Below are 21194 nucleotides of genomic sequence, written 5' to 3' on the forward strand. Positions count from 1 at the left end.
CGGGTGGGGGGCGGTGGATGCCACCGTGGCATCCACCGCCCCCGGTCCGGAGAGCTCGTCCACAGGCCCGCGCGGACCCGTCCCGACTAGGCCTTGATCTTGAGCTTGACCTTGCCCTTGGCGACGTTCGGGCCGCCGCCGTAGCTGACGGTCAGCTTGTGCGTGCCCTTCTTCAGCTTCTTCAGCTTGATGACGGCCTTGCCCTTGCTCCTGGCCTTCAGCGTGGCCTTGCCGACCTTCTTCCGCCCGTCGAGTACGACGATGGAGCCGGTCGGCTTCTTCAGTCCCGCGACCTTGACCACGACCGTGAGCTTGCCCTTCTTGTAGCTCGCGACGAGCTTGGGCTTGGCCTTCGGGATGCTGACCGGCTTGCTGGTGTAGACGGCGGGCGCGTAGTAGCCGTCCTCGGACGGGTCGTCGATGGTGATCCGGTAGCTCAGCTTCCGGCCGCCGGCCGCGGCGGGGATCGTGTACTTCTCGTACATGCTGCCGTAGCTGTCGTCGTCCGCCGGCCGGCCGTCGATGAACCACTCGATGTTCACCGAGTCGCGCCACTCCGGGTACTGCTCGACGTTCGGGCTCCAGCGGCCGATCGTGGTCGAGATCTTCTGCCCGACCTGGAGTTTGCCGCTCAGCCGGGGCGCCGTGACCAGCACCCGCGGCAGCAGCAGCTGGACGTCCTCGATGACGCCCGCCTCGAACGTCACGCCCGGTGCGGAGATCGCGCCACCGGGGGCGACGGTCAGGATCGCGGGCTCGTCGTACTCGGCCTCGGAGTCGGCGTTGAGCAGCCAGGCGGTGACCTTGCCGGCCTTCTCGAAGCGCAGGGAGTACCGGCCGACCGGGACCTCGACGGCGTACCTGCCCTCGGCGTCGCTGCCGGCCGCCGCGACCTGGCTCGCCGTACCGGCGCGGAAGGCCCGGACGGTCGCGCCCGCGAGCGGCTCGCCCCGCTCGTCGCTCACGGTGCCGCGGAGCAGGTAGCGCCCGGTGCCCGCCTTCAGGCTGACGTCGGCGAGCCTGGCGACCGACTCGGTGCTGCCGTCGACGTACAGGCGGCCGCCGGTGGCGACCTTGATCACCGACGGGGCGTCGGCAGGGCCGTAGAACGTGCCGTCCCAGATCGTGCCGCCGACCGAGCGGCCGACGATCTCGACCTGGTAGAGGCCGACGAGCGCCGGGAGCGAGTAGCCGCCGTCGGCACCGGTGGTCGTCGAGATGGCCGGGAGGTCGGTGTCCTGCGGGATCGCCCTGACCGTGACGCCGGCGAGGGGCGCGCTGCCGCCGAGGACCTTGCCCGCCAGCGGGTGCGTGGCGGTGCTGCGCAGCGTGAACGCCTCGAGGGTGCGGTCCACGGGGTGCTCGGTCTCGCCCTGGATGGTGACGCCGGTCGGGCTCACGACGACCTGGGCCCGGGTCTCGAGCGAGTTGAGGTAGTAGCCGGTCGTCCAGCCTGTCCGGCCGAACTCGACCTCGTACACACCGGCCTTCAACTGGAGTGTGTACGCGCCCTCGCCGTCGGTGGTCGTGTCCGCGGTGGCCGCACTCGCGCTCCTGGCGATCGCCTTCACCGTGACGCCGGGGAGCGGGTCGCCGGCGGCGTCCTCGACCTCGCCCTTCAGCGGGTAGAGGGTGTCCTGGGTCGCCTTCGGCATCGGGGTGGTCCCGAGGGCGCCGCCGGCCACCTGGGACTCGCCGGCGTAGACCTTGACGCCCTGGCGGACCGCGACCGGCGTGGACTGCGCCAGCTCGGTCGCGCCGCCGAGGTAGGTCTGGACGTGGGCTCCGGTGCCGTCGGTGAACCGCACGGTGTACTCGCCGATCCGCAGCCCGCTGATGGACCACGTGCCGGTGCCGGAGGTCGACGTGCTCGTGACCCGGCTGCCCGGGTCGAGGTCGCCCTCCGGGAAGACCTCCACGCTGACGCCGTTGAGGCCCGTGCCGTTGTCCCCCGAGGTGACCTTCCCCGAGACGGTCGCGCGCCCGGTGGTCTCGGCGAGCGTCACCGCGTCGAGCGGGCTCGGCGTGACGACGCCGCCCGGTGCGACGACGACCGGGACCGGGGTCTCGCCGGCGCCCGGGTAGCTCACGCCTGGAGCGAACCCGGAGGCAACGTAGTCGAGCCGGTAGGTCCCGGGCTTCAGCTTCAGCACGTAGCGGCCGTCGGTGCCCGTGCCCGCGGTCGCCAGGGTGCCCGACCCCTGCGGTACGGCGGTGACCGTGGCGCCAGTGATCGGGTCGTCGGCCTCGTCGAGCAGCACTCCGGCGACGTCGTACGTCGTCGTGTCGTCGGCCTTCGCGATCGTGGTGGTGCCCAGGGCGCCGTTCGGGGCGGTGGGCGTGGTGTCGAGCCAGACCCGATCGCCCTGGGCGACCCTGACCGGCGTCGCGGTCGCGAGCTCGCTCCCGCCGACGTACGTCTGGATGTAGGTCGTGGCGTCGTTGGCGTTGTCGGTGAACCGGACGACGTACGTGCCGATCCGCAGGCCGCCGACGGACCAGGCGCCGGTGCCGGCGGTCGTGGCGGTGCCGGCGCGGGCCTCCTCGGTGAGGTCGCCGCCCGCGGGGAAGACCTCGACGGTGATCCCGCCGACGCCGTCGCTGTCGTGGGCGAGCACGCCGGAGATCGTCGCGTCGCCGGTGGCGTCGACGAGCGAGACCTGCTCCAGCTCCTCGACCGGACCTGCGCCGCCGACCCGGACCGTGCCGTCGAGGTCGACGACGACGTCGACCTCGCTCAGCCCGGTGCCGGGGTAGGTCGCGGGGGTGAAGCCGGCGAGCGCGAAGGTGACCCGGTAGGTCCCCGCCCGGAGCATCAGCCGGTAGCGGCCGTCGGCACCGGTGGTGGCGGTGCCGTCCGGCCCGCTGCCCTGGTGGTCGCCGGTGACCTCGACGCCGGCGATCGGCTCGTCGTTGGCGTCGACGACCTGGCCGACGACCGGGTGGGTCTTGGTCGCTGACGACTCGCTCATGACGACGGCCGGGGTGAGCGTGTTGCCGGGCACGAGCGTGCCGCCGACCCGGACCGTGCCGCCCTGGGCCATCTCGACCGGGGTGGCGGTGGCGCCGCCGACGAAGGTCCGGTCGTAGGTCTTGCCGTTCGACGTCCCGGTGAGCTCGACGACGTAGGAGCCGACCACGAGCCCGTTCGGGTCGGTCAGCGTCCAGGCGCCGCCGGCGCCCGCGGTGGTGGTCGCGACCGGGGCCGTCAGGTCGTCGTCGGCGTACGCCTTGACGGTGATGCCGGGCAGGCCGGTCGTGCCGTCGGTCACGGTGCCGCTCAGCGGGTACTCCGTGCTGCCCAGCACCTCGGTGTCGCCCAGGTCGCGTCCGACGATGCCGGTGCCGTTGACCGCGAGCGAGCCGTTCGGGGCCACGGTGACCAGCGCGGTGCCGGCCCCACCGTTGGTGAAGGTCGCGTCCTTCCAGTCGGCGCCGCCGGCCACGCTGATGGTGTAGTCGCCGGGCCGGAGCATCAGCCGGTAGCGGCCGTGCGCGCCGGGTACGCCGTCGGAGCCCGTCACGGTGTTGTCACCACCGGTGCCGGAGGCCGGCTGCGCCGTGACGGTGAGCCCGTCGACGTCGGCGCCGTTGACGTCGACGACCGAGCCGAGGACGGAGTGCAGGGTGTCGCCACCGGAGGTCGACATGGTGACCGTGGCCAGCTCCGCGACGGGCTCCCCGCCCACCCGCAGGGAGCCGCCCTGGAGGACCTGGACGTCCGCGAGCGTGGTCGAGGCGTACGTCGGCGCGGCCGGGTCGTCGTCGACGAACTCGAGGTCGTAGCCGCCCACCGGCAGGTTGAGCGTGTACGACCCGGCGCCGCCGGTCGTGGCGGTGTCGACGATCTCCGTCGGGTCGGTGGAGCTCTCCGGGAACGCGCGGACGGTGATGCCGGGGATCGCGGCGCCGCCGGCGGTCTGGACCTCGGCGGTCACGGCGTACGGGTCGCTGGCCAGGACGTGGTCGCCGAGCCGGTTGCCGGAGAGCGGCTCGGCCGGGGCGACGGTGAGGGTGCCCGCGTTGCCGACGGTGACGGTCGCGGTGGTCGCGCCGCCGTACGTCGAGGTGACCCAGCCGGTCCTGGCGAAGCTCAGCTGGTAGGTGCCGGGCTCCACCTCGACGCTGTAGAGGCCGCCGTCCTCGCCGACGGTCTCGGTCAGGTCGGTGCCGGAGTCAGTGCTGCCGCCCACGCCCGTCACGGTGACCTGCACGCCGTCGACCGGGTCGCCGTTCGCGTCCTCGACCCGCCCGGCGATCGGGAACTCCTGGCCCGCGGTCGGCTCGCTCAGCTGCACCGTCTCGAGGGCGGCGTCGTCCACCACCGTGACGGTCACGGTCTCGGTGCCGTCGTACCAGGTGGTGACGTAGGTCTGGGTCGGGTCGGTGTAGCGGAGGTCGTAGCGGCCCAGGGGCAGGTCGAGCGCGTACGCGCCGGCGCCGTCGGTGGTGGCCGAGGACACGGGCGACTCGTCGTCGCCCGCGACGAAGGCGTCCACGGCGATCCCGGACACCGGGGTGCTCCCGCTGCGCACCAGGCCGGTGAGCCGGTGCAGGTCGGTGCTGCTCAGCGTCACCTCGTCGAGCTCGTTGTCCTCGACGACCACGTCGTCGACCAGGACCCGACCCTCGGCGTCGACGACGACCTCGACCGGGGTGCCGCCGCCGTAGAAGGTCGTCTGGTGGGCCGCCTCGGCGAACTGGATCCGGTAGCTGCCCGCGGACGCGGGCAGGGTCAGCGCGTAGCCGCCACCCGCCTCGGTCGTGACCTCGTCGGCCTCCTCGGTCCACGCCGCGCCGGTCAGCGCGGTGACCGTCACCCCGTCCAGGCCGTCGCCGAGACCGTCGACCACGGTGCCGGTCACGGTGATCTCGGGAGCGGCGTACGCGGGCGCGGCGACCGTCAGGGCCGTCGCGGGGATCGCGAGGACGATCGCCAGCAACAGCAGGAGGGGGCGGAGGGCGCGGGGCGACGCGGGCATGGGTTCTCCAGGAGGGGGGAGGCACGGGCATGGGCCATGCTGGGGGCGTGGGCGAGCGCCCGAGACCATCCTCGGAGACTTGGACGGCGAGGTCTAGACCGTTGCCGAACCGGCTGGCGGAATGGTCCGGGGGCGGCACGCGCTACCGTGACTGGCCGTGAGCCCCCTGCGACGGGGGTCCGAGGACGTACGAGGAAAGAGCAGCAGTGGCACACAAGTTGGTGATCGTCGAGTCTCCGGCGAAGGCCCGCACGATCGGCGGGTACCTCGGCCAGGGGTACGTCGTCGAGTCCTCCATCGGCCACATCCGTGACCTTCCGCAGAGTGCGGCGGACACGCCGGCGAAGATCAAGGACAAGCCGTGGGGTCGACTCGGGGTCGACGTCGACAACGGCTTCGAGCCCTACTACGTCGTGCCGCGGGACAAGAAGTCCCACATCTCCAAGCTGAAGACCCTGCTCAAGGACGCCGACGAGCTCTACCTCGCCACCGATGAGGACCGTGAGGGCGAGGCGATCGCCTGGCACCTGCTCGACGAGCTGAAGCCGAAGAAGGGCGTCCCGGTCCACCGGATGGTCTTCCACGAGATCACCAAGCCGGCGATCCTCGCCGCGGTCGAGAGCCCGCGCCAGATCAACGACGACCTCGTCGAGGCCCAGGAGGCGCGCCGCATCCTCGACCGCCTCTACGGCTACGAGGTCTCACCGGTGCTGTGGAAGAAGGTCATGTCCGGCCTCTCCGCCGGCCGCGTGCAGTCCGTCGCGACCCGCCTCGTCGTCGACAAGGAGCGCGAGCGGATGGCGTTCCGCGTCGCGTCGTACTGGGACCTCGAGGGCACCTTCGACGCCGGCAGCAAGCACGAGCAGCGGATGTTCCCGGCCAAGCTGTACTCCGTCGACGCCGTGCGCGTGGCCCGCGGCTCCGACTTCGGCCAGGACGGGCAGCTCAAGGCCGGCGCGAACGTCGTCCACCTCGACCGCGCCCGCGCCGAGGCGCTCGCCGAGGGTCTCGCCGACACGACGTACGACGTCCGCTCGGTCGAGTCGAAGCCCTACAAGCGCTCGCCGTACGCGCCGTTCCGCACCACCACGCTGCAGCAGGAGGCCGGCCGCAAGCTCGGCATGAGCGCCTCCGTGGCGATGTCGGTGGCGCAGCGGCTGTACGAGAACGGCTTCATCACCTACATGCGTACCGACTCCACCACGCTGTCGGACGCAGCCGTGGGGGCGGCGCGCGCCCAGGTGCAGGAGCTGTACGGCGCCGAGTACCTCCCCGACAGCCCGCGCGTCTACGCCTCGAAGGTCAAGAACGCCCAGGAGGCGCACGAGGCGATCCGCCCGGCGGGCGACTCGTTCCGCACGCCGGCGCAGACCGGCCTGACCGGTGACCAGTTCCGGCTCTACGAGCTGATCTGGATGCGCACCGTCGCCTCGCAGATGAAGGACGCGGTCGGCCAGTCGGTCACGATCCGCCTCGGCGGTGCCGCGGCCAGCGGCGAGGACGTCGTGTTCTCGGCCAGCGGCCGCGTGATCACCTTCCACGGGTTCCTGAAGGCGTACGTCGAGGGCACCGACGACGCCGCCGACGCCAAGGACGACGCCCAGACCCGGCTGCCGAACCTCGACGAGGGCGACGCCGTCTCGGCCGCCACCGTGTCGGCCTCCGGCCACGAGACGAAGCCGCCGGCGCGCTACACCGAGGCCACGCTGATCAAGGAGCTCGAGGAGCGCGAGATCGGCCGCCCCTCGACGTACGCCTCGATCATCGGGACGATCCTCAACCGCGGCTACGTCTACAAGAAGGGCACGGCGCTGGTCCCGGCGTGGCTGGCCTTCTCGGTGACGCGGCTGCTCGAGGAGCACTTCCCGCGGCAGATCTCCTACGAGTTCACCGCGGAGATGGAGGACGTCCTCGACGAGATCGCCGCCGGCCGCAAGACGCGCTCGGAGGAGCTGGCGGAGTTCTACTTCGGCTCCGGAGACGTCGACGGGCTCAAGAAGCTGGTCGACGGCCTGGGCGACATCGACGCCCGCGAGCTGGCGACGTTCCCGATCGGCGGCCCCGACTCCGGCATCAACCTCCGCGTCGGGCGCTACGGCCCCTACCTCGAGGGCCCGGACGACGACGGCAACCCCACCGGCAAGCGGGCCAACGTGCCCGACGACCTGCCGCCCGACGAGCTGACCCTGGAGAAGGCGACCGAGCTGTTCGCCAACCCCGCGGGCGAGGAGATCGAGCTCGGCGTGCACCCGGACACCGGCCTGCACGTCGTCGCGAAGAACGGCCGCTTCGGGCCGTACGTCACCGAGGTGCTGCCCGACGACGCGCCCAAGTCCGCGAAGCCGCGGACCGGCTCGCTGTTCAAGTCGATGACGCTCGACACGGTCTCGCTCGAGGACGCCGTCAAGCTGCTGTCGCTGCCCCGCGTGGTCGGTGTCGCCGAGGACGGCGAGGAGATCACCGCCCAGAACGGCCGCTACGGGCCGTACCTCAAGAAGGGCACCGACTCGCGCTCGCTCACCGCCGAGGACCAGCTCCTGACGATCACCCTCGACGAGGCGCTGAAGATCTACGCCCAGCCCAAGCAGCGCGGGCGGGCCGCGGCCGCCGCGCCGCTGAAGGAGCTCGGCAACGACCCGGTCTCCGGGCAGCCCGTCGTGGTGAAGGCCGGGCGCTTCGGCGAGTACGTCACCGACGGCGAGTACAACGCCACCCTCCGCAAGGAGGACACCGTCGAGTCCATCACCATCGAGCGGGCCGCCGAGCTCCTCGAGGAGCGGCGCGCCAAGGGGCCGGCGAAGAAGGCGGCCAAGAAGGGCGCGAAGAAGACGGCCAAGAAGGCGACGACCAAGAAGGCCGCCGCCAAGAAGACGACGGCCAAGAAGACCACGACGAAGGCCGCGGCCAAGAAGAGCTGACCGGGCCGCCGGGGAGGATGCTCCCCGGCGACCCACGGTCGGCGGAGGACGACGTGCGCGCGGTGCCGCGAGTGGTGGCCGTTCTGGCCGTGATGGCATGGACGCTGGCCGCGTCGGTCGTCGGGACCGGCGTGTTCGAGTCCACCTACTGCTTCGGGACCAGCGGCGAGCCGTTCTGGCTCGACTGGGCCGGAGGACGCCGCGTGTGCGGCGTCGAGGGCCCGGCCCTCTACGAAGGCGCCATGTGGGGGTCGCTTCTCCTGGCCCTCGCGGTCCTGGTGCTGGCGCGGCGCCACACGGACCGGCGGTTCTGGGTGCGGTGCGTGATCGCCGCGCTGCTCCCGCTCGCGGCGTACGGCGTCCTGCGGGTCACGGTCGCCGTCGGTCGAGGCTCGTCAGTCCCCAGCCTCGTCCGCGAGCAGGTCGCGCAGCTCGGCCGCGGAGACGCCCGGGCTGGCCACGGCCAGCCACTTCTCGCCCGCCCGCCCGCCGTCCCGCAGGTAGAGCGCGCCGTCGCCGGAGCTGTCGTCGGTGCCGATCCACGCACTCCTCCTCGGCTCGCCGGGAAGGTCGATCGGCCGAGCGTCGTCGGGCAGTGCCTCCCGGCGGAAGACGTGGAGCGTCATCGGCCCCTGATCGGCCGGGCGTCGGTAGGCGATCGTGAACCCGGCGACCTCGAACCGCTCGGTGACCAGCTCGAGGGGCGGCTCCGTGGCCGGAGGTGCTGCGGAGGTCGTCGGAGCGGTCGGCGTACCGCTCGGCGGGTCGGCGACCGTGCCCACGCCGGCCTGGGGACCGGTGGCCACGACGGCGACCGCCGCGGTCGCCGCCACCGCGGGCAGCGCGAGCCAGCCGCGCGAGGCCCAGGCGGGGGTACGGCGCACGGTGGGCGCCAGGGCGTCGTACGTCAGGTCGTCAGTGGCGTCGCTGAAGGCAGCGCGCAGGTCGCGGGTCAGGTCATCGTCGGTCAGCATCGGCGTTCTCCAGCTTCGTGGGGGTGGGGACGAGGGCCGACCGGAGCCGGTCCAGCGCGCGGGCGGTCTGTGACTTGACGGTCCCCTCGGAGCAGCCGAGGGCCGCGGCGGTCTCGGCGACGCTGAGGTCGTCGAAGTAGCGCAGCACCAGCACCGCCCGCTGCCCGGCGGGCAGCTGTCGAGCGGCGCGGAGCAGCTGGTCGCGGTCGGCGACGCCGTCGGTCACCGGCACCGCCACATCGATCTCCAGCGCCGTCTCCCCGGGCCGTCGGCGCAGGTCGCGCCACCGGTCCTTGGCGAGGTTCACCAGGACCCTGCGGGTGTACGCCGCCGGCTCCTGCCGTGCCGTCGACCAGCGCCGGGCGGTCCGCAGCAGCGCGGTCTGCACCAGGTCCTCGGCGTGCCCGCGGTCGCCGGTCAGCAGGTACGCCGTGCGCAGCAGCCGGTCGGACGTCTCGCGCACGAACGCGTCGAACGCCAGCTGGTCGGCTCGGGTGATCACGTGGGGTTCCGTCTCGTCACGTCCCCCAGAACTCCGGGACACCCGGGCAGGTTGTCACGACCTCGACGATTTCCCGGCGCTTCGCCGTCCGTCGTGGCTAGCGTCGCCCCATGCGCCTTCGCTCCCTCGTTGCCGCGACCGCTCTGGCCGTCGCCCTCCCCGCCCTCACCGTGACCACCGCCTCCGCGTCGACCCCCACCCACCGGGCCGCCGCCAAGGTGACGCTGAAGGACCTGCCGGCCTCCGCCGAGGTCGGGCAGAAGCTCCAGGTCGCCGGGACGGCCAAGCTGGTCGGGAAGGGCAAGCGCGCGAAGCGGGTCAAGGTCACCGTGCAGCGCCGGTACGGCGCCGGTGGCTGGCAGAACGTCGCCACCACCCGGACCAGCAAGTCGGGCAGGTACGCCGTCAAGGTCGCGCTCACCCAGGGCGGCACGACCTCGTTCCGGGTGAAGCGTGCCGGCGGCGGGACGACGGCGGCCGACTCGCTCTCGGTCTACCAGTGGCTGAACCTGGTCGACGTGCCCTTCCTCGTCGGCGGCAACGTGGCCGAGGTGCGCCGGGTGGCGCGGATCGGCGGCCGCGCCTTCCCCGGGAGCATCCAGATCCCGAACGGCGGCGGCGGCCTGGCCCTGAAGCCGAACGGCCTGTGCACCGCCTTCGAGTTCTGGACCGGCTTCCTCGACAGCCAGCGGGCCGGACTGCCGGCCACGGCCCGGCAGAACGGCGGCCTCGGGGCGTACGGCGCGCCGACCCAGGCCCAGACGAGCTTCTCCACGCCGGTCGGCCCGGCGGTCCGGGTCTCGCTCAACGTGACCGGGCAGCGCTACGTCTTCGGCGAGATGATGGTCACCGACGCCCCGGGCGCTGACCTGGTCGTGGCCAGCCCCCGGGTGCGGTGCAACGCCACCACCATCCCCGAGATGGACTGGAACGAGCTCTCCCTCTGAGGCCGTCTTGGTCGGTGTCGGCGGCCCCCCGTAGGTTCAGTGCGTGAGCTTCCCGGGTGTGTACGCCGACACCGGCGTCTTCGTGTGCTTCGAGGGCGGCGACGGGTCGGGCAAGTCCACCCAGTCCCGGCGGCTGCGGGAGGCGCTGGAGGCGGAGGGACACCCCGTCCTGCTGACCTTCGAGCCGGGGGACACCCCGGTCGGCCGCACGTTGCGCGAGATCGTGCTCAGCCCCGAGACCGGCGAGCTCTCCGACCGCACGGAGACACTGGTCTACGCCGCCGACAAGGCCGAGCACGTCGACACCGTCGTCTGGCCGGCGCTGCGCCGCGGCGAGGTCGTGGTCACCGACCGCTACGTCGACTCCACGCTGGCCTACCAGGGTGCCGGCCGGGTGCTCGACCTCGCCGGGCTGGAGCAGGTCGCCCGGTGGGCCACCGGCGACCTGCGGCCGCACCTCACTGTCGTCCTCGACCTGGAGCCCGTCGCCGGGCTGGGCCGCTTCGAGGGCCGGGACCGGATCGAGGGCGAGTCGCTGGAGTTCCACCAGCGGGTCCGGGCGGCCTTCCTGCGGCTGGCGGCCGACGACCCCGACCACTACCTCGTGGTCGACGCCCGGCTGCCCGTCGAGGAGATCGCCGCGCAGGTGCTCGACCGGGTCCGGCCGCTGCTGGACCGCGCGGCGGTGGCCACGTGACCGTCTGGGACGACCTCGTCGGCCAGCACCGCGCCACCGAGGCCCTGCGGGAGGCCGCGGCCGGGCGGGGCATGAGCCACGCCTGGCTGTTCACGGGTCCGCCGGGATCGGGCCGTTCCAATGCCGCCGTCGCGTTCGCGGCCGCCCTGCAGTGCGAGGGGGGCGGGGAGCCAGGCTGTGGCACCTGCCATCCGTGCCACACCGTTCTCGCGGGCTCGCACGCCGACGTGAAGCGGGTCAGCACCGAGGGCCTCTCGCTCGGCGTCGACTTCATCCGCGACCTGGTCCGCGCCTCCGCGCTGACCCCGGTCGGCCGCGGTTGGCAGGTGATCGTCGTCGAGGACGCCGACCGGCTCACCGAGCGCGCGGTCAATGCGCTGCTGAAGGCGATCGAGGAGCCGGCCGAGCGCACGGTGTGGATGCTGTGCACGCCGACCGTCGAGGACGTGCTGCCCACGATCCGGTCCCGGTGCCGGCTGGTCACCCTCACGACGCCCACCGCCGCCGACGTCGCGGCGTTCCTGGTCCGGTCCGACGGCGTGCCCGACGCGCTGGCGTCGTACGCCGCCCGCGCCAGCCAGGGCCACATCGGCCGGGCGCGGGCGCTCGCGCGCGACGAGGGCACCCGCAACCGTCGTCGCGACGTCGTCTCGATCCCGGCCGGGCTCACGACCCTGGGGCGCTGCATGAAGGCCGCGCAGCGCCTGGCCGAGGTCACCAAGGAGGAGGCCGACCTCGTCACCGGCGACCTCGACGCGCGCGAGAAGGCCGACCTCGACGCGGCGTACGGCGTGGTCGAGCGCGGGCGCCGGCCGCGGGAGTACGCCCCCGCCCTGGCCGCCCTGCTCAAGGAGCAGAAGTCCCGGGCCAAGCGTCGTCACCTCGACGTCGTCGACCGGAGCCTGATGGACCTGGTGTCGGTCTACCGCGACGCGATCGCCCTGGCCACCGGCGCGCCCGGCGAGCTGGTGAACGCCGAGATCCGGGCCGACGTCGAGAAGGTCGTGGCCGCCTCCACCCCCGAGCTCAACCTGCGCCGGATCGGCTGGATCTTCGAGGCCCGTGAGCAGATGCTGGAGTTCAACGTGCAGCCCGCCCTCGCCCTGGAGTCGATGATGGTCGCGCTGCAGGCCCCCGACGGAGCCCACTGATGATGAGTCCGCGGGCGGTCCGGATCATCGTCCTGGTGCTCGTGGTGGTGCTCTGCCTCGGTGGGCTCAGCGCCGCCCTCGTCGGCCTGGCCAGCGACGACGGCCGCCGGAGCGACGCCCCGGTGCGGGCGAACCCGCCCACGCCGCCTCCGCCGGGCGCGACCGACGCCCCGGATCCGGCGCTCACGCCGTACTACTCCCAGCGGCTGAGCTGGGAGCCCTGCCGGGATCGCTACGACTGCTCGACGCTCACGGTGCCGCTCGACTACACGCAGCCGGGGGGCGAGACCATCGACCTGGCACTGCTGCGCGTCCCCGCCGGGGTCCCGGACGCGCGCGTGGGTTCCCTGGTCGTCAACCCGGGCGGGCCGGGCTCGCCCGGCACGGACTACGCGGCCTCGGGGCAGTTCGGGCCGCGGCTCACCGACCACTTCGACATCGTCGGGTTCGACCCCCGCGGCACCGGTCAGAGCTCCCCGGTCGACTGCCTGTCCGACGAGGAGCTGGACGCCTACCTCGCCGGCGACCCCTCGCCCGACGACGCCGCCGAGGCCGAGGCTGCTGTCGCGGCGACCAGCGCCCTGCTGCGCGGATGCACCGAGCTGTCCGGCGAGCTGGCCGCTCACCTCTCCACCGTCGAGGCGGCGCGCGACCTCGACGTCCTGCGCGCGGCCCTGGGCGAGCCCGGGCTGCTCTACCTGGGGGCGTCGTACGGCACCTTCCTGGGGGCGACGTACGCCGAGCTGTACCCCGCCAAGGTGGGCCGGCTGGTCCTCGACGGCGGGGTCGACCCGAGCCTCGACCAGCGCCAGCGGTCGCTGGGCCAGGCCGAGGGCTTCGAGACCGCGCTGCGCGCCTACGTCACCGACTGCGTCGACTCCGGCGACTGCTTCCTGGGCGACACCGTCCAGGACGGCCTCGACCGGATCGCGTCCTTCCTGGCGGAGGTCGACGCCGAGCCGCTGGAGCTCGAGGGCGGGCGCGAGCTCACCGAGGGGCTGGCGTTCCTCGGGCTCGTCACCCCGCTCTACGTGCGCGACTACTGGCCGCTGCTCGACCGCGGGCTCGAGTCCGCCTTCGACGGTGACGGCGCGGTGCTCGCGCTGCTCGCCGACGCGTACGCCTCGCGCTCGCCCGACGGCACCTACCTCGACAACAGCTCCGAGGCGATCGCCCCGATCAACTGCCTCGACGACCCGTCGTCGACGCCGGTCGACCAGGTCGAGGCGGCGCTGCCGGCCTTCGAGCAGGTGTCGCCCACGCTCGCGTCGCACTTCGTGTGGAGCCTCGTCGGCTGCGTCGGCTTCGAGCCGCGGGCGGCCGAGCCCCGGCCCACCATCCGGGCGGAGGGCGCGGCACCCATCGTCGTGGTCGGCACCACCCGCGACCCGGCCACGCCGTACGCCTGGTCGGTCGCGCTCGCCGAGCAGCTCGAGTCGGGCGTCCTGGTCAGCCGGGACGGCGACGGCCACACGGGCTACCGCTCCGACAACGCCTGCGTCGACGCCGCGGTCGAGGACTACCTCGTCGACGCGACGGTGCCGCAGGACGGGCTCAGCTGCTAGACCGGCTCCGCGATCGCCTGGATGCGCTTGGTCGCCAGGTCGATCATCAGCTGGGCGGCGGAGGAGAGGGTCGCGCCCCGGCGGTGCACGATGGCGAAGGTGTCGTACTGGCGCGGCCGGAGGCTGACCCATCTCGCCTCGGGCGCCAGGCGCGGGACGAGCTGCTTGGCCGCGCCCAGGGGTACGACGGAGTCGGCGTACCCCATCCCGACCAGCTCGACCGCAGTCTCGATGTCCTCGACCTCGATCCGGGTCTGCGGGTTGCGGCCGGTCTCGTGCAGCATCTGGCGCAGCGTGAGGCGGGTGCCGTCGACGGCGCGGTACGTCGTCTCGGGCATCACCAGCGACGCGAGTGATAGCCGGTGGGCCGTGACCGGGCTGGCGACGTGCGCGGGGTCGACGCTGAGGTAGACGAGCTCCTCGCGGGCCACCGGCGTGACGGTGAGGCCTTCGCTGGCCACCGTCGACAGCGCGAGCATGGCCGCCTCCAGGTGCCCGCGGCGCAGGTCCTCGGCGACCTCGGTGGAGTTCTGGCCGACCAGCTCGACCCGGACGCCGGGGTAGCGCGTGAGCACGTCGGCGATCAGCCCGGCGCCGGCGTACAGGCGGGCGATGCCGAACATCCCGAACCGGATGGTGCCGGTCTCCAGCGACTTCACCGCCTGCGCCGCCCGCCGGGTCTCCTCCGCGGCGGCCAGCGTGCGCTCGGCGTGCGGGCGCAGCGTGTCGGCCACGGTGGTGGGGACGACGCCGCGCCCGACGCGGCGGAAGAGCTGGACGCCGAGCGACTTCTCCAGGGTCCGGATCTGCTCGGACACGCTCGGCTGGGAGTAGCCGAGCTCCTCGGCGGCCCGGGTGAGCGAGCCGTGCTCGTAGGTCGCGAGGAAGCAGGTCAGTTGATGCAGCGAAAGCATAGGCAAAGCCTATGGCTTCCGCAGGAAAGCGAGGCTACCCCTATGAGTTAAGACGCCGGAGAATGGTGGTGTCACCCCACCCTGACCCCTGAAGGAGGTCCCTCGATGTTCGCCCACCGCTGCACGTCGTGCACCCAGCGCCAGCTGATCTTCCCGAGCCAGGTGACCTCGCTCGTGAACACCGACCACGGCATCATCGTCGCCTTCACCTGCTGGTGCGGCGCCGACCAGACCATGCTCACGGGCAAGAACGCCGGCACCCCCGCCGGCGAGCCGGCCGCCGTACCGACCGAGGTCCGCGAGGACGCCACGGTCGCTGCCTGAGCGCCGATTTCTCGCCCTCGATCCGGGATCCCTATACTTCTGCGGGTTGCCCGGCGTGCCGGGTGACGCGCCGCCTTAGCTCAGTCGGTAGAGCGAGTCACTCGTAATGACTAGGTCGTCAGTTCGATTCTGACAGGCGGCTCACCAGAAGGCCCCTGACCTGCAGCGATGCGGGTCAGGGGCCTTCGTCGTCTCCGGGAGGTCGGACGGGTCCCGGTTCACCCGCCGACTCCGGGGTGCTACGGTCGCTCGCGTCCACACGGGAGTCCGCGGCAGCGGGCTGAGAGGGAGCTGGAGCCGCTCCGACCGTCGTACCTGATCCGGGTCATGCCGGCGAAGGAAGTGCTTCGTGTCGCTCCCACGCATCTTCTGTCTGGTCTCGTCCAACGACGACCTCTCACTGCTCGGCGATCTTGCTGCCGCCGGTGTCGACGGCTTCCAGGTCCGCGACAAGTCGGCGACCGCGCGCGAGCTCGTCGAGCTCACCCGCGTCGTGATCGCCGCGGTCCGTCCGTTCGGCGCCGCGGTCGTCGTCAACGACCGCGTCGACGTCGCGCTGGCGGCCGGCGCCGACGGGGTGCACCTCGGCGCCGACGACCTCTCCGTCGCGCACGCGACGGAGATCGGCCCGCACCTGCTGGTGGGGGCCACCTGCCGCGACCGGGCGGACGTCGAGCGGGCCGCGGCGGCGGGGGCGGCGTACGCCGGCTTCGGGCCGGTCTTCGCGACGACCAGCAAGACCGGGCTGCCGGCAGCCCGCGGGCTGGCGGGGGTCAGCGCCGCTCGGGGGATCCTCCCGCTGGTGGCGATCGGCGGCATCACGCCCGGTCGCGCTCGTGCCGTGCGCGACGCGGGCGCGCACGGGGTGGCCGTCCTCGGGGCGATCTGGCGAGAGCCAGATCCACTGGCGATCGCGAAGGAGCTGGTCCGAGAGGCCGGCTGATGCGTGTCCACGTCCTCGGGGGCGGGATCGTCGGTCTCGCCTGCGCCGACGAGCTGGTCGCGCGCGGCCACGACGTGGTGGTCGTCGACCGTACGCCGGGCAGCGGCGCCTCGGCCGTCGCGGCCGGGATGCTCTCCCCGGCTGCCGAGACGTGGCACGGCGAGCCGGAGCTGCACCGTCTCGGCGTCGCGAGCCTGCGTCTGTGGCCTGAGTTCGCAGCCCGGCTAGGGGTGCCGCTGCACGAACGCGGCACGCTCCTGGTCGGACACGATGCGGGCGACGGCCAGGAGGTCGAGCGCCAGGCCGAGGTACTGGACCTCCTCGGTGTCGGGGTCGACCTGCTCGGGTCGCGGCAGGTCCGGGAGCTCGAGCCGGGGCTCGGCCGGGTCGCGCGCGGGTTCCGGGTGGCCGACAGCGCGGTCGACCCGCGGGCCGTCGTCGCCACGCTCCTCGCGCGACTGGGCCGGCACGTCGCCCCCGCCGCGCCGAGTGCGGTCGCGGACGCGGTGGTCGTGGCGACGGGCACGCGGCTTCCGGCTCCGTGGACCCCGCTCGTCCGTGGCGTCCGCGGTGAGGTCGTCCGGCTGCGGACCGACGACCCACCCGGGCACGTCGTACGCGGATGGGTCGCGGGCGAGCCGGTCTACCTCGTGCCCCGCGCCGCGGGAGAGCTGGTCGTGGGCGCGACCCTCGAGGAGCACGACGCGCCGCCCGTCCCGACCGCGGGGAACGTCCTGCGCCTGCTGCAGGCCGCGCGCACCCTTCTCCCGGCCCTCGACCGGGCCGAGGTCCTGGCGTGCGAGGCACGGGACCGGCCGGCGACCCGTGACCACCTGCCGCTCGTCGGACCGACGTACGACCCGCGCACCTGGCTGGCGGCCGGCCACTTCCGGCACGGCGTCCTGCTGGCTCCCCTCACCGCGCGACTGCTCGCCGACGCCGTCGAAGGGGCCGCGCCCGATCCGGCCCTGGACCCGCGACGGCTGCTCGACTCCCCAGCCCCGACCGGAGGAACGTCATGAGACTGACCCTGAACGGCGTCGCGCTCGACGCGGACGCCGCCACGCTGACGGACCTCGTCGGCCCGCTGCCGGACGGGCAGGCGGTCGCGGTGAACCACGAGGTGGTGCCACGCGCGGAGCACCAGGACCGGCTGCTGGTCGACGGCGACGTCGTCGAGGTCGTCACGGCGGTGGCGGGCGGATGAGCGACCTCGTGATCGCCGGCCGCACCTTGCCCTCGCGACTCCTCCTCGGCACCGGCGGACTGCCCCGTCCCGACCTGGTCGGACCGGTCCTCGAGGCCGCGGCACCCGCGCTCGTGACCGTCAGCATGCGGCGCAGGTCGAGCAGCGCCGACGGCAGCCTGCTCTCGGTCCTGCGCGAGCACGGGGTGAGGGTGCTGCCCAACACGGCGGGCTGCCTGTCGGCGCGCGAGGCGGTCCTGACCGCCGAGCTCGGGCGCGAGGCGCTCGGCACCGACTGGGTCAAGCTCGAGGTGATCGGCGACGAGACCAGCCTGCTGCCCGACGCCGTGGAGCTGGTGGACGCGGCGGCGGAGCTCGTCGCCCGGGGCTACACCGTGCTGCCCTACACGACCGACGACCCGGTGCTCGCCAGGCGGCTCGCCGACGTGGGCTGCGCGGCGGTGATGCCGCTCGGCTCACCGATCGGGTCCGGCCTGGGGATCCTCAACCCGCACGCCATCGAGTCGGTCGTGGCCGCGGTCGACGTACCCGTCGTGCTCGACGCCGGCGTCGGGACCGCGTCCGACGCGGCGCTTGCGATGGAGCTCGGCTGCGACGCGGTCCTGGCCGCCACGGCCGTCACCCGGGCGGCGGACCCGGTGGCCATGGCCGGGGCACTCCGGCTGGCGGTCGAGGCAGGGGCGGCCGCTCGCCGAGCCGGCCGGATCCCGCGCCGCGGCGTGGCACGGTCCGCCAGCCCACTCGCGGGACGGGTCACGTGATCCCCCGGTTGGTGCTCGTGACCGACCGCTCCCAGCTGCGGCTCGGCCGCAGCCTGGTCCGTACCGTCCGCGAGTGCGCGGACGCCGGCCTCGAGGCCGTGGTGGTGCGGGAGCACGATCTGGAGCCGCGCAGCCGACACGCTCTCGTGGCCGCTCTCGCCGGGGTCGGTGATCTGAGCGTGATCTCGTCGCGGATCCCGGACGAGGCGGCCGATGGTGTGCATCTCGCAGCTCGTCAGGCACCGGCCGCCGGCTGGTGGGGTCGCTCCTGTCATGGGCCGGACGAGGTCCGTCGAGCCGCGGAGCAGGGGGCCTCGTGGGTCACCCTGTCGCCGTACGCCGCCAGCGCCAGCAAGCCGCGCCGCGGTCCGGCCCTCCCGCCGGACGCCTTCGCCGGCCATCCGCTGCCCGTGCTCGCCCTGGCCGGGGTCGAGGTCGACAACGCGGCCGCGGCGGTCGGGAACGGTGCCCACGGCGTCGCCGTCATGGGCGCCGTGATGCGCAGCGACGACCCCGCCGCGGTCGTGAGGGCGCTCCTCCGGGAGCTCGCGTGACGACGCCGCCCGTCGTCCTCGCCGTCGGGGGGACCGACAGCGGCGGCGCCGCGGGACTGGCCGCCGACCTGGCCACGATCGGCCACCTCGGCTGCCACGCCGCCTGCGCCGTCACGGCCGTCACGGCGCAGGACACCACCGGCGTCCACGCGGTGCACCCCGTGCCGGCCGGGGTCGTCGCGGCGCAGCTCGAGGCGGTGCTCGGCGACCTCCCCGTCGCAGCGGTCAAGACCGGGATGCTCGGGTCGGCCGACGCCGTCCGGCTCGTCGCGGAGGTGGCGCGACAACTGCCGCTCGTCGTCGACCCGGTCCTGGCGGCCACCAGCGGAGCACTCCTCGGGGACGAGTCGGTGCGCCGCGGCTATCGCGACGTCCTGCTGCCCGCGGCGACGGTCGCCACCCCCAACCTCGCCGAGGCCCGCGCGCTCACCGGGCGCCGGGACGGTGACGCTCGCGACCTCTCCGCGCGGCTGGCCGATCTCGGCTGCTCGGTCATCGTCACCGGCGGGCCGGAGTGGCGGCCGGGTGAGCAGGCCGCCGACTGCACCGACTGGCTGTGCGCACCGGGCGGCGCGCCCACACCGCTGCACCACCCCGCCGTGGCCACGACCGCCGACCACGGCAGCGGGTGCACCTTCGCCAGCGCCCTCGCCGCACACCTCGCCCACGGCACCGGTCTCGTCACCGCGGCGCACCAGGCCGCGGCGTACGTCTCCGCACGCCTCGCCGACGGCCGCGACTGGCGGCTCGGTCGGGGCCGCGGTCCGGTCTCCCACCTCGCCCCCGGCTCGTTCGACACCCATCCCGTCCAGGAGGAACTCACGTGACCACCCAGCCCACGATCGACTCCGCGATCCACCCTGCCCACGAGCGAGTGCTCACCGGCCCGCTCGACGTACGCGTGACGAGGGTCAGCCTGACCAACGGCGAGACGTTCGACCGGTACTGCACCGCGGGACCGGGCTCCGACCCCGAGGTCGGCCTGCCCGCGCTGCGGGCCGGCTGGATCGAGCAGCGGGCCGACACGGAGGAGTACGCCGGCCGGGAGACCGCCCTCGCCGACAACGGCCGGTCGGCGGTGCGCCGCGGCACGGCCCGCGAGGAGTGGCAGGGCGAGCGCCGCGCACCTCGGCGGGCACGGCCGGGGAGGACCGTGACCCAGCTCCGCTACGCCCGGCAGGGCATCGTCACACCGGAGATGGAGTACGTCGCCGCACGGGAGGGCTGCGACCCCGAGCTCGTGCGCATCGAGGTGGCGGCAGGCAGGGCGATCATCCCGGCCAACGTGAACCACCCCGAGGCCGAGCCGATGATCATCGGACGCCGGTTCCTGGTGAAGATCAACGCCAACATCGGCAACTCGGCCGTGACCAGCAGCATCGCCGAGGAGGTCGACAAGCTCACCTGGGCCGTGACGTGGGGAGCCGACACGGTCATGGACCTCTCGACCGGTGAGGACATCCACACCACCCGCGAGTGGATCCTGCGCAACTCGCCCGTCCCGATCGGCACCGTGCCGCTCTACCAGGCGCTGGAGAAGGTCGACGGGGAGGCGGAGAGGCTGACCTGGGAGATCTTCCGCGACACCGTGATCGAGCAGTGCGAGCAGGGCGTCGACTACATGACCATCCACGCGGGCGTCCTGCTGCGCCACGTCCCGCTGACCGCGGAGCGGGTGACCGGGATCGTGTCGCGCGGTGGCTCGATCATGGCGGGCTGGTGCCTGGCGCACCACGAGGAGAACTTCCTCTTCACCCACTTCGACGAGCTCTGCGAGATCTTCGCGGCGTACGACGTGGCGTTCTCCCTCGGCGACGGGCTGCGACCCGGGTCGGTCGCGGACGCGAACGACGCCGCCCAGCTCGCCGAGCTGCGTACCCTCGCCGACCTCACCACGCGGGCCTGGGAGCACGACGTCCAGGTCATGGTCGAAGGCCCCGGGCACGTGCCGCTCGACCTCGTGGAGGAGAACGTCCGGCTCCAGCAGGAGTGGTGCCACGGCGCACCCTTCTACACGCTCGGACCGCTGGTCACCGACGTGGCGCCGGGCTACGACCACATCACCAGCGCCATCGGCGCCGCCGCGATCGCGATGCACGGAACCGCCATGCTCTGCTACGTCACCCCCAAGGAGCACCTCGGCCTCCCCGACCGCGACGACGTCAAGACCGGCGTCATCACCTACAAGCTCGCCGCCCACGCCGCCGACGTCGCCAAGGGCCACCCCCGGGCACGGGAATGGGACGACGCGCTGAGCCGCGCGCGCTTCGAGTTCCGCTGGCGCGACCAGTTCGCCCTCTCCCTCGACCCGCACACCGCCGAGTCGTTCCACGACGAGACGCTGCCCGCGGAGGGTGCGAAGACCGCGCACTTCTGCTCGATGTGCGGTCCGAAGTTCTGCTCGATGCGCATCAGCCAGGACGTGCGCGCCCGCTTCGCCGAGAAGTCCGCGGAGTTCCTCGAGCTGGGAGGAAGCGTGTACGTCGACCGGCCGGCCCGCTGACGACCCAGGCAGCGCGCGGGAGCTTGGTCGCGCCACCCGGGTGGTCATGCCGACCGTGCTCCCAGGGCGAGCGGGCGCAGCATGCGCGCGATCGCCTGACCGCCGCGGCAGTTCGATGCGATTCGGCCACGACCGCTCCGGAACGGCGAGACACGCCCTAGGCTGAGCGCCGGTCGGTCGACCGAAGTCCGGAATGTCGAGGGGAGCGCGGTGACCTCGCCGAGATCCGGTCGATCCCGGGAGCCCCACTGG

At 73.3% G+C, this 21194-nt stretch carries 17 protein-coding genes, 1 tRNA gene and 1 riboswitch; of the genes, 14 read left to right on the forward strand and 4 right to left on the reverse strand.

All coding sequences use genetic code 11. The annotated features are described in order from the left end of the window. Positions 1–86 precede the first annotated feature (86 nt). A complete protein-coding gene (locus VMF51_RS16135; protein ID WP_325475477.1) occupies positions 87–4982 on the reverse strand; it encodes a carboxypeptidase-like regulatory domain-containing protein in 4896 nt (1631 codons plus the stop codon). 206 nt (positions 4983–5188) lie between these two features. Here VMF51_RS16135 and topA point away from each other — a divergent pair, with 206 nt between their 5' ends. After that, a complete protein-coding gene (gene topA, locus VMF51_RS16140) occupies positions 5189–7900 on the forward strand; it encodes a type I DNA topoisomerase (RefSeq protein WP_325475478.1) in 2712 nt (903 codons plus the stop codon). A 395-nt stretch (positions 7901–8295) separates the two neighbouring features. On the opposite strand, the gene VMF51_RS16145 is transcribed toward topA, so the two are convergent. Both VMF51_RS16145 and VMF51_RS16150 read right to left on the reverse strand, forming a co-directional pair. Further along, the gene (locus tag VMF51_RS16145; protein ID WP_325475479.1) at positions 8296–8874 is read right to left on the reverse strand and encodes a hypothetical protein; all 579 of its coding nucleotides are present in this window, start codon (positions 8872–8874) and stop codon (positions 8296–8298) included. Next, positions 8858–9376, reverse strand: coding sequence for a SigE family RNA polymerase sigma factor (locus VMF51_RS16150; RefSeq protein ID WP_325475480.1), 519 nt, complete (start codon positions 9374–9376; stop codon positions 8858–8860). The genes VMF51_RS16145 and VMF51_RS16150 overlap by 17 nt, the downstream gene beginning before the upstream one ends. A gap of 110 nt (positions 9377–9486) precedes the next feature. Here VMF51_RS16150 and VMF51_RS16155 point away from each other — a divergent pair, with 110 nt between their 5' ends. From VMF51_RS16155 to VMF51_RS16170, 4 genes are read left to right on the forward strand one after another with little or no spacing between them, the layout of a single operon-like run. Then, complete coding sequence (locus VMF51_RS16155; protein WP_325475481.1) at positions 9487–10323, forward strand: hypothetical protein; 837 nt, start codon at positions 9487–9489, stop codon at positions 10321–10323. A 43-nt stretch (positions 10324–10366) separates the two neighbouring features. After that, entirely contained in the window at positions 10367–11020 is a 654-nt protein-coding gene (gene tmk / locus VMF51_RS16160; RefSeq protein ID WP_325475482.1) for a dTMP kinase, read from the forward strand. Then, positions 11017–12171: a DNA polymerase III subunit delta' gene (locus tag VMF51_RS16165; protein ID WP_325475483.1), complete on the forward strand. Its 1155-nt coding sequence runs from the start codon at positions 11017–11019 to the stop codon at positions 12169–12171. The genes tmk and VMF51_RS16165 overlap by 4 nt, the downstream gene beginning before the upstream one ends. Further along, positions 12171–13736, forward strand: a complete 1566-nt coding sequence (locus VMF51_RS16170) for an alpha/beta hydrolase (RefSeq protein ID WP_325475484.1) — start codon at positions 12171–12173, stop codon at positions 13734–13736. The genes VMF51_RS16165 and VMF51_RS16170 overlap by 1 nt, the downstream gene beginning before the upstream one ends. Here the strand turns inward: VMF51_RS16170 and VMF51_RS16175 are convergent. Next, positions 13733–14650, reverse strand: coding sequence for a LysR family transcriptional regulator (locus VMF51_RS16175; protein WP_325475485.1), 918 nt, complete (start codon positions 14648–14650; stop codon positions 13733–13735). The genes VMF51_RS16170 and VMF51_RS16175 overlap by 4 nt on opposite strands. A gap of 105 nt (positions 14651–14755) precedes the next feature. On the opposite strand from VMF51_RS16175, the gene VMF51_RS16180 reads away from it, so the two are divergent. From VMF51_RS16180 to thiC, 9 genes are all read left to right on the forward strand, one after another. Next, entirely contained in the window at positions 14756–14974 is a 219-nt protein-coding gene (locus tag VMF51_RS16180; protein ID WP_325475486.1) for a hypothetical protein, read from the forward strand. A 69-nt stretch (positions 14975–15043) separates the two neighbouring features. After that, a tRNA-Thr gene (locus tag VMF51_RS16185) sits at positions 15044–15116 on the forward strand. Positions 15117–15223: 107 nt separating this feature from the next. Then, positions 15224–15333: riboswitch (TPP riboswitch) on the forward strand. Continuing rightward, complete coding sequence (gene thiE / locus VMF51_RS16190; protein ID WP_325475487.1) at positions 15324–15917, forward strand: thiamine phosphate synthase; 594 nt, start codon at positions 15324–15326, stop codon at positions 15915–15917. Its footprint overlaps the riboswitch before it by 10 nt. Continuing rightward, positions 15917–16939 carry an FAD-dependent oxidoreductase gene (locus tag VMF51_RS16195; protein ID WP_325475488.1) on the forward strand — a complete coding sequence of 341 codons (1023 nt, stop codon included), beginning with the start codon at positions 15917–15919 and terminating at the stop codon, positions 16937–16939. The genes thiE and VMF51_RS16195 overlap by 1 nt, the downstream gene beginning before the upstream one ends. After that, positions 16936–17124: a sulfur carrier protein ThiS gene (gene thiS / locus VMF51_RS16200; protein ID WP_325475489.1), complete on the forward strand. Its 189-nt coding sequence runs from the start codon at positions 16936–16938 to the stop codon at positions 17122–17124. The genes VMF51_RS16195 and thiS overlap by 4 nt, the downstream gene beginning before the upstream one ends. Then, complete coding sequence (locus VMF51_RS16205) at positions 17121–17885, forward strand: thiazole synthase (RefSeq protein ID WP_325475490.1); 765 nt, start codon at positions 17121–17123, stop codon at positions 17883–17885. Before thiS ends, VMF51_RS16205 begins: the two co-directional genes overlap by 4 nt. A 17-nt stretch (positions 17886–17902) precedes the next feature. Beyond that, positions 17903–18439: a thiamine phosphate synthase gene (locus VMF51_RS16210; RefSeq protein ID WP_325475491.1), complete on the forward strand. Its 537-nt coding sequence runs from the start codon at positions 17903–17905 to the stop codon at positions 18437–18439. Beyond that, complete coding sequence (gene thiD, locus VMF51_RS16215) at positions 18436–19266, forward strand: bifunctional hydroxymethylpyrimidine kinase/phosphomethylpyrimidine kinase (RefSeq protein WP_325475492.1); 831 nt, start codon at positions 18436–18438, stop codon at positions 19264–19266. The genes VMF51_RS16210 and thiD overlap by 4 nt, the downstream gene beginning before the upstream one ends. Continuing rightward, positions 19263–20942, forward strand: a complete 1680-nt coding sequence (gene thiC / locus VMF51_RS16220) for a phosphomethylpyrimidine synthase ThiC (RefSeq protein WP_325475493.1) — start codon at positions 19263–19265, stop codon at positions 20940–20942. Before thiD ends, thiC begins: the two co-directional genes overlap by 4 nt. Positions 20943–21194 lie beyond the last annotated feature (252 nt).

Source organism: Nocardioides sp., from assembly GCF_035503875.1.
Classification (GTDB): Bacteria; Actinomycetota; Actinomycetes; order Propionibacteriales; family Nocardioidaceae; genus Nocardioides.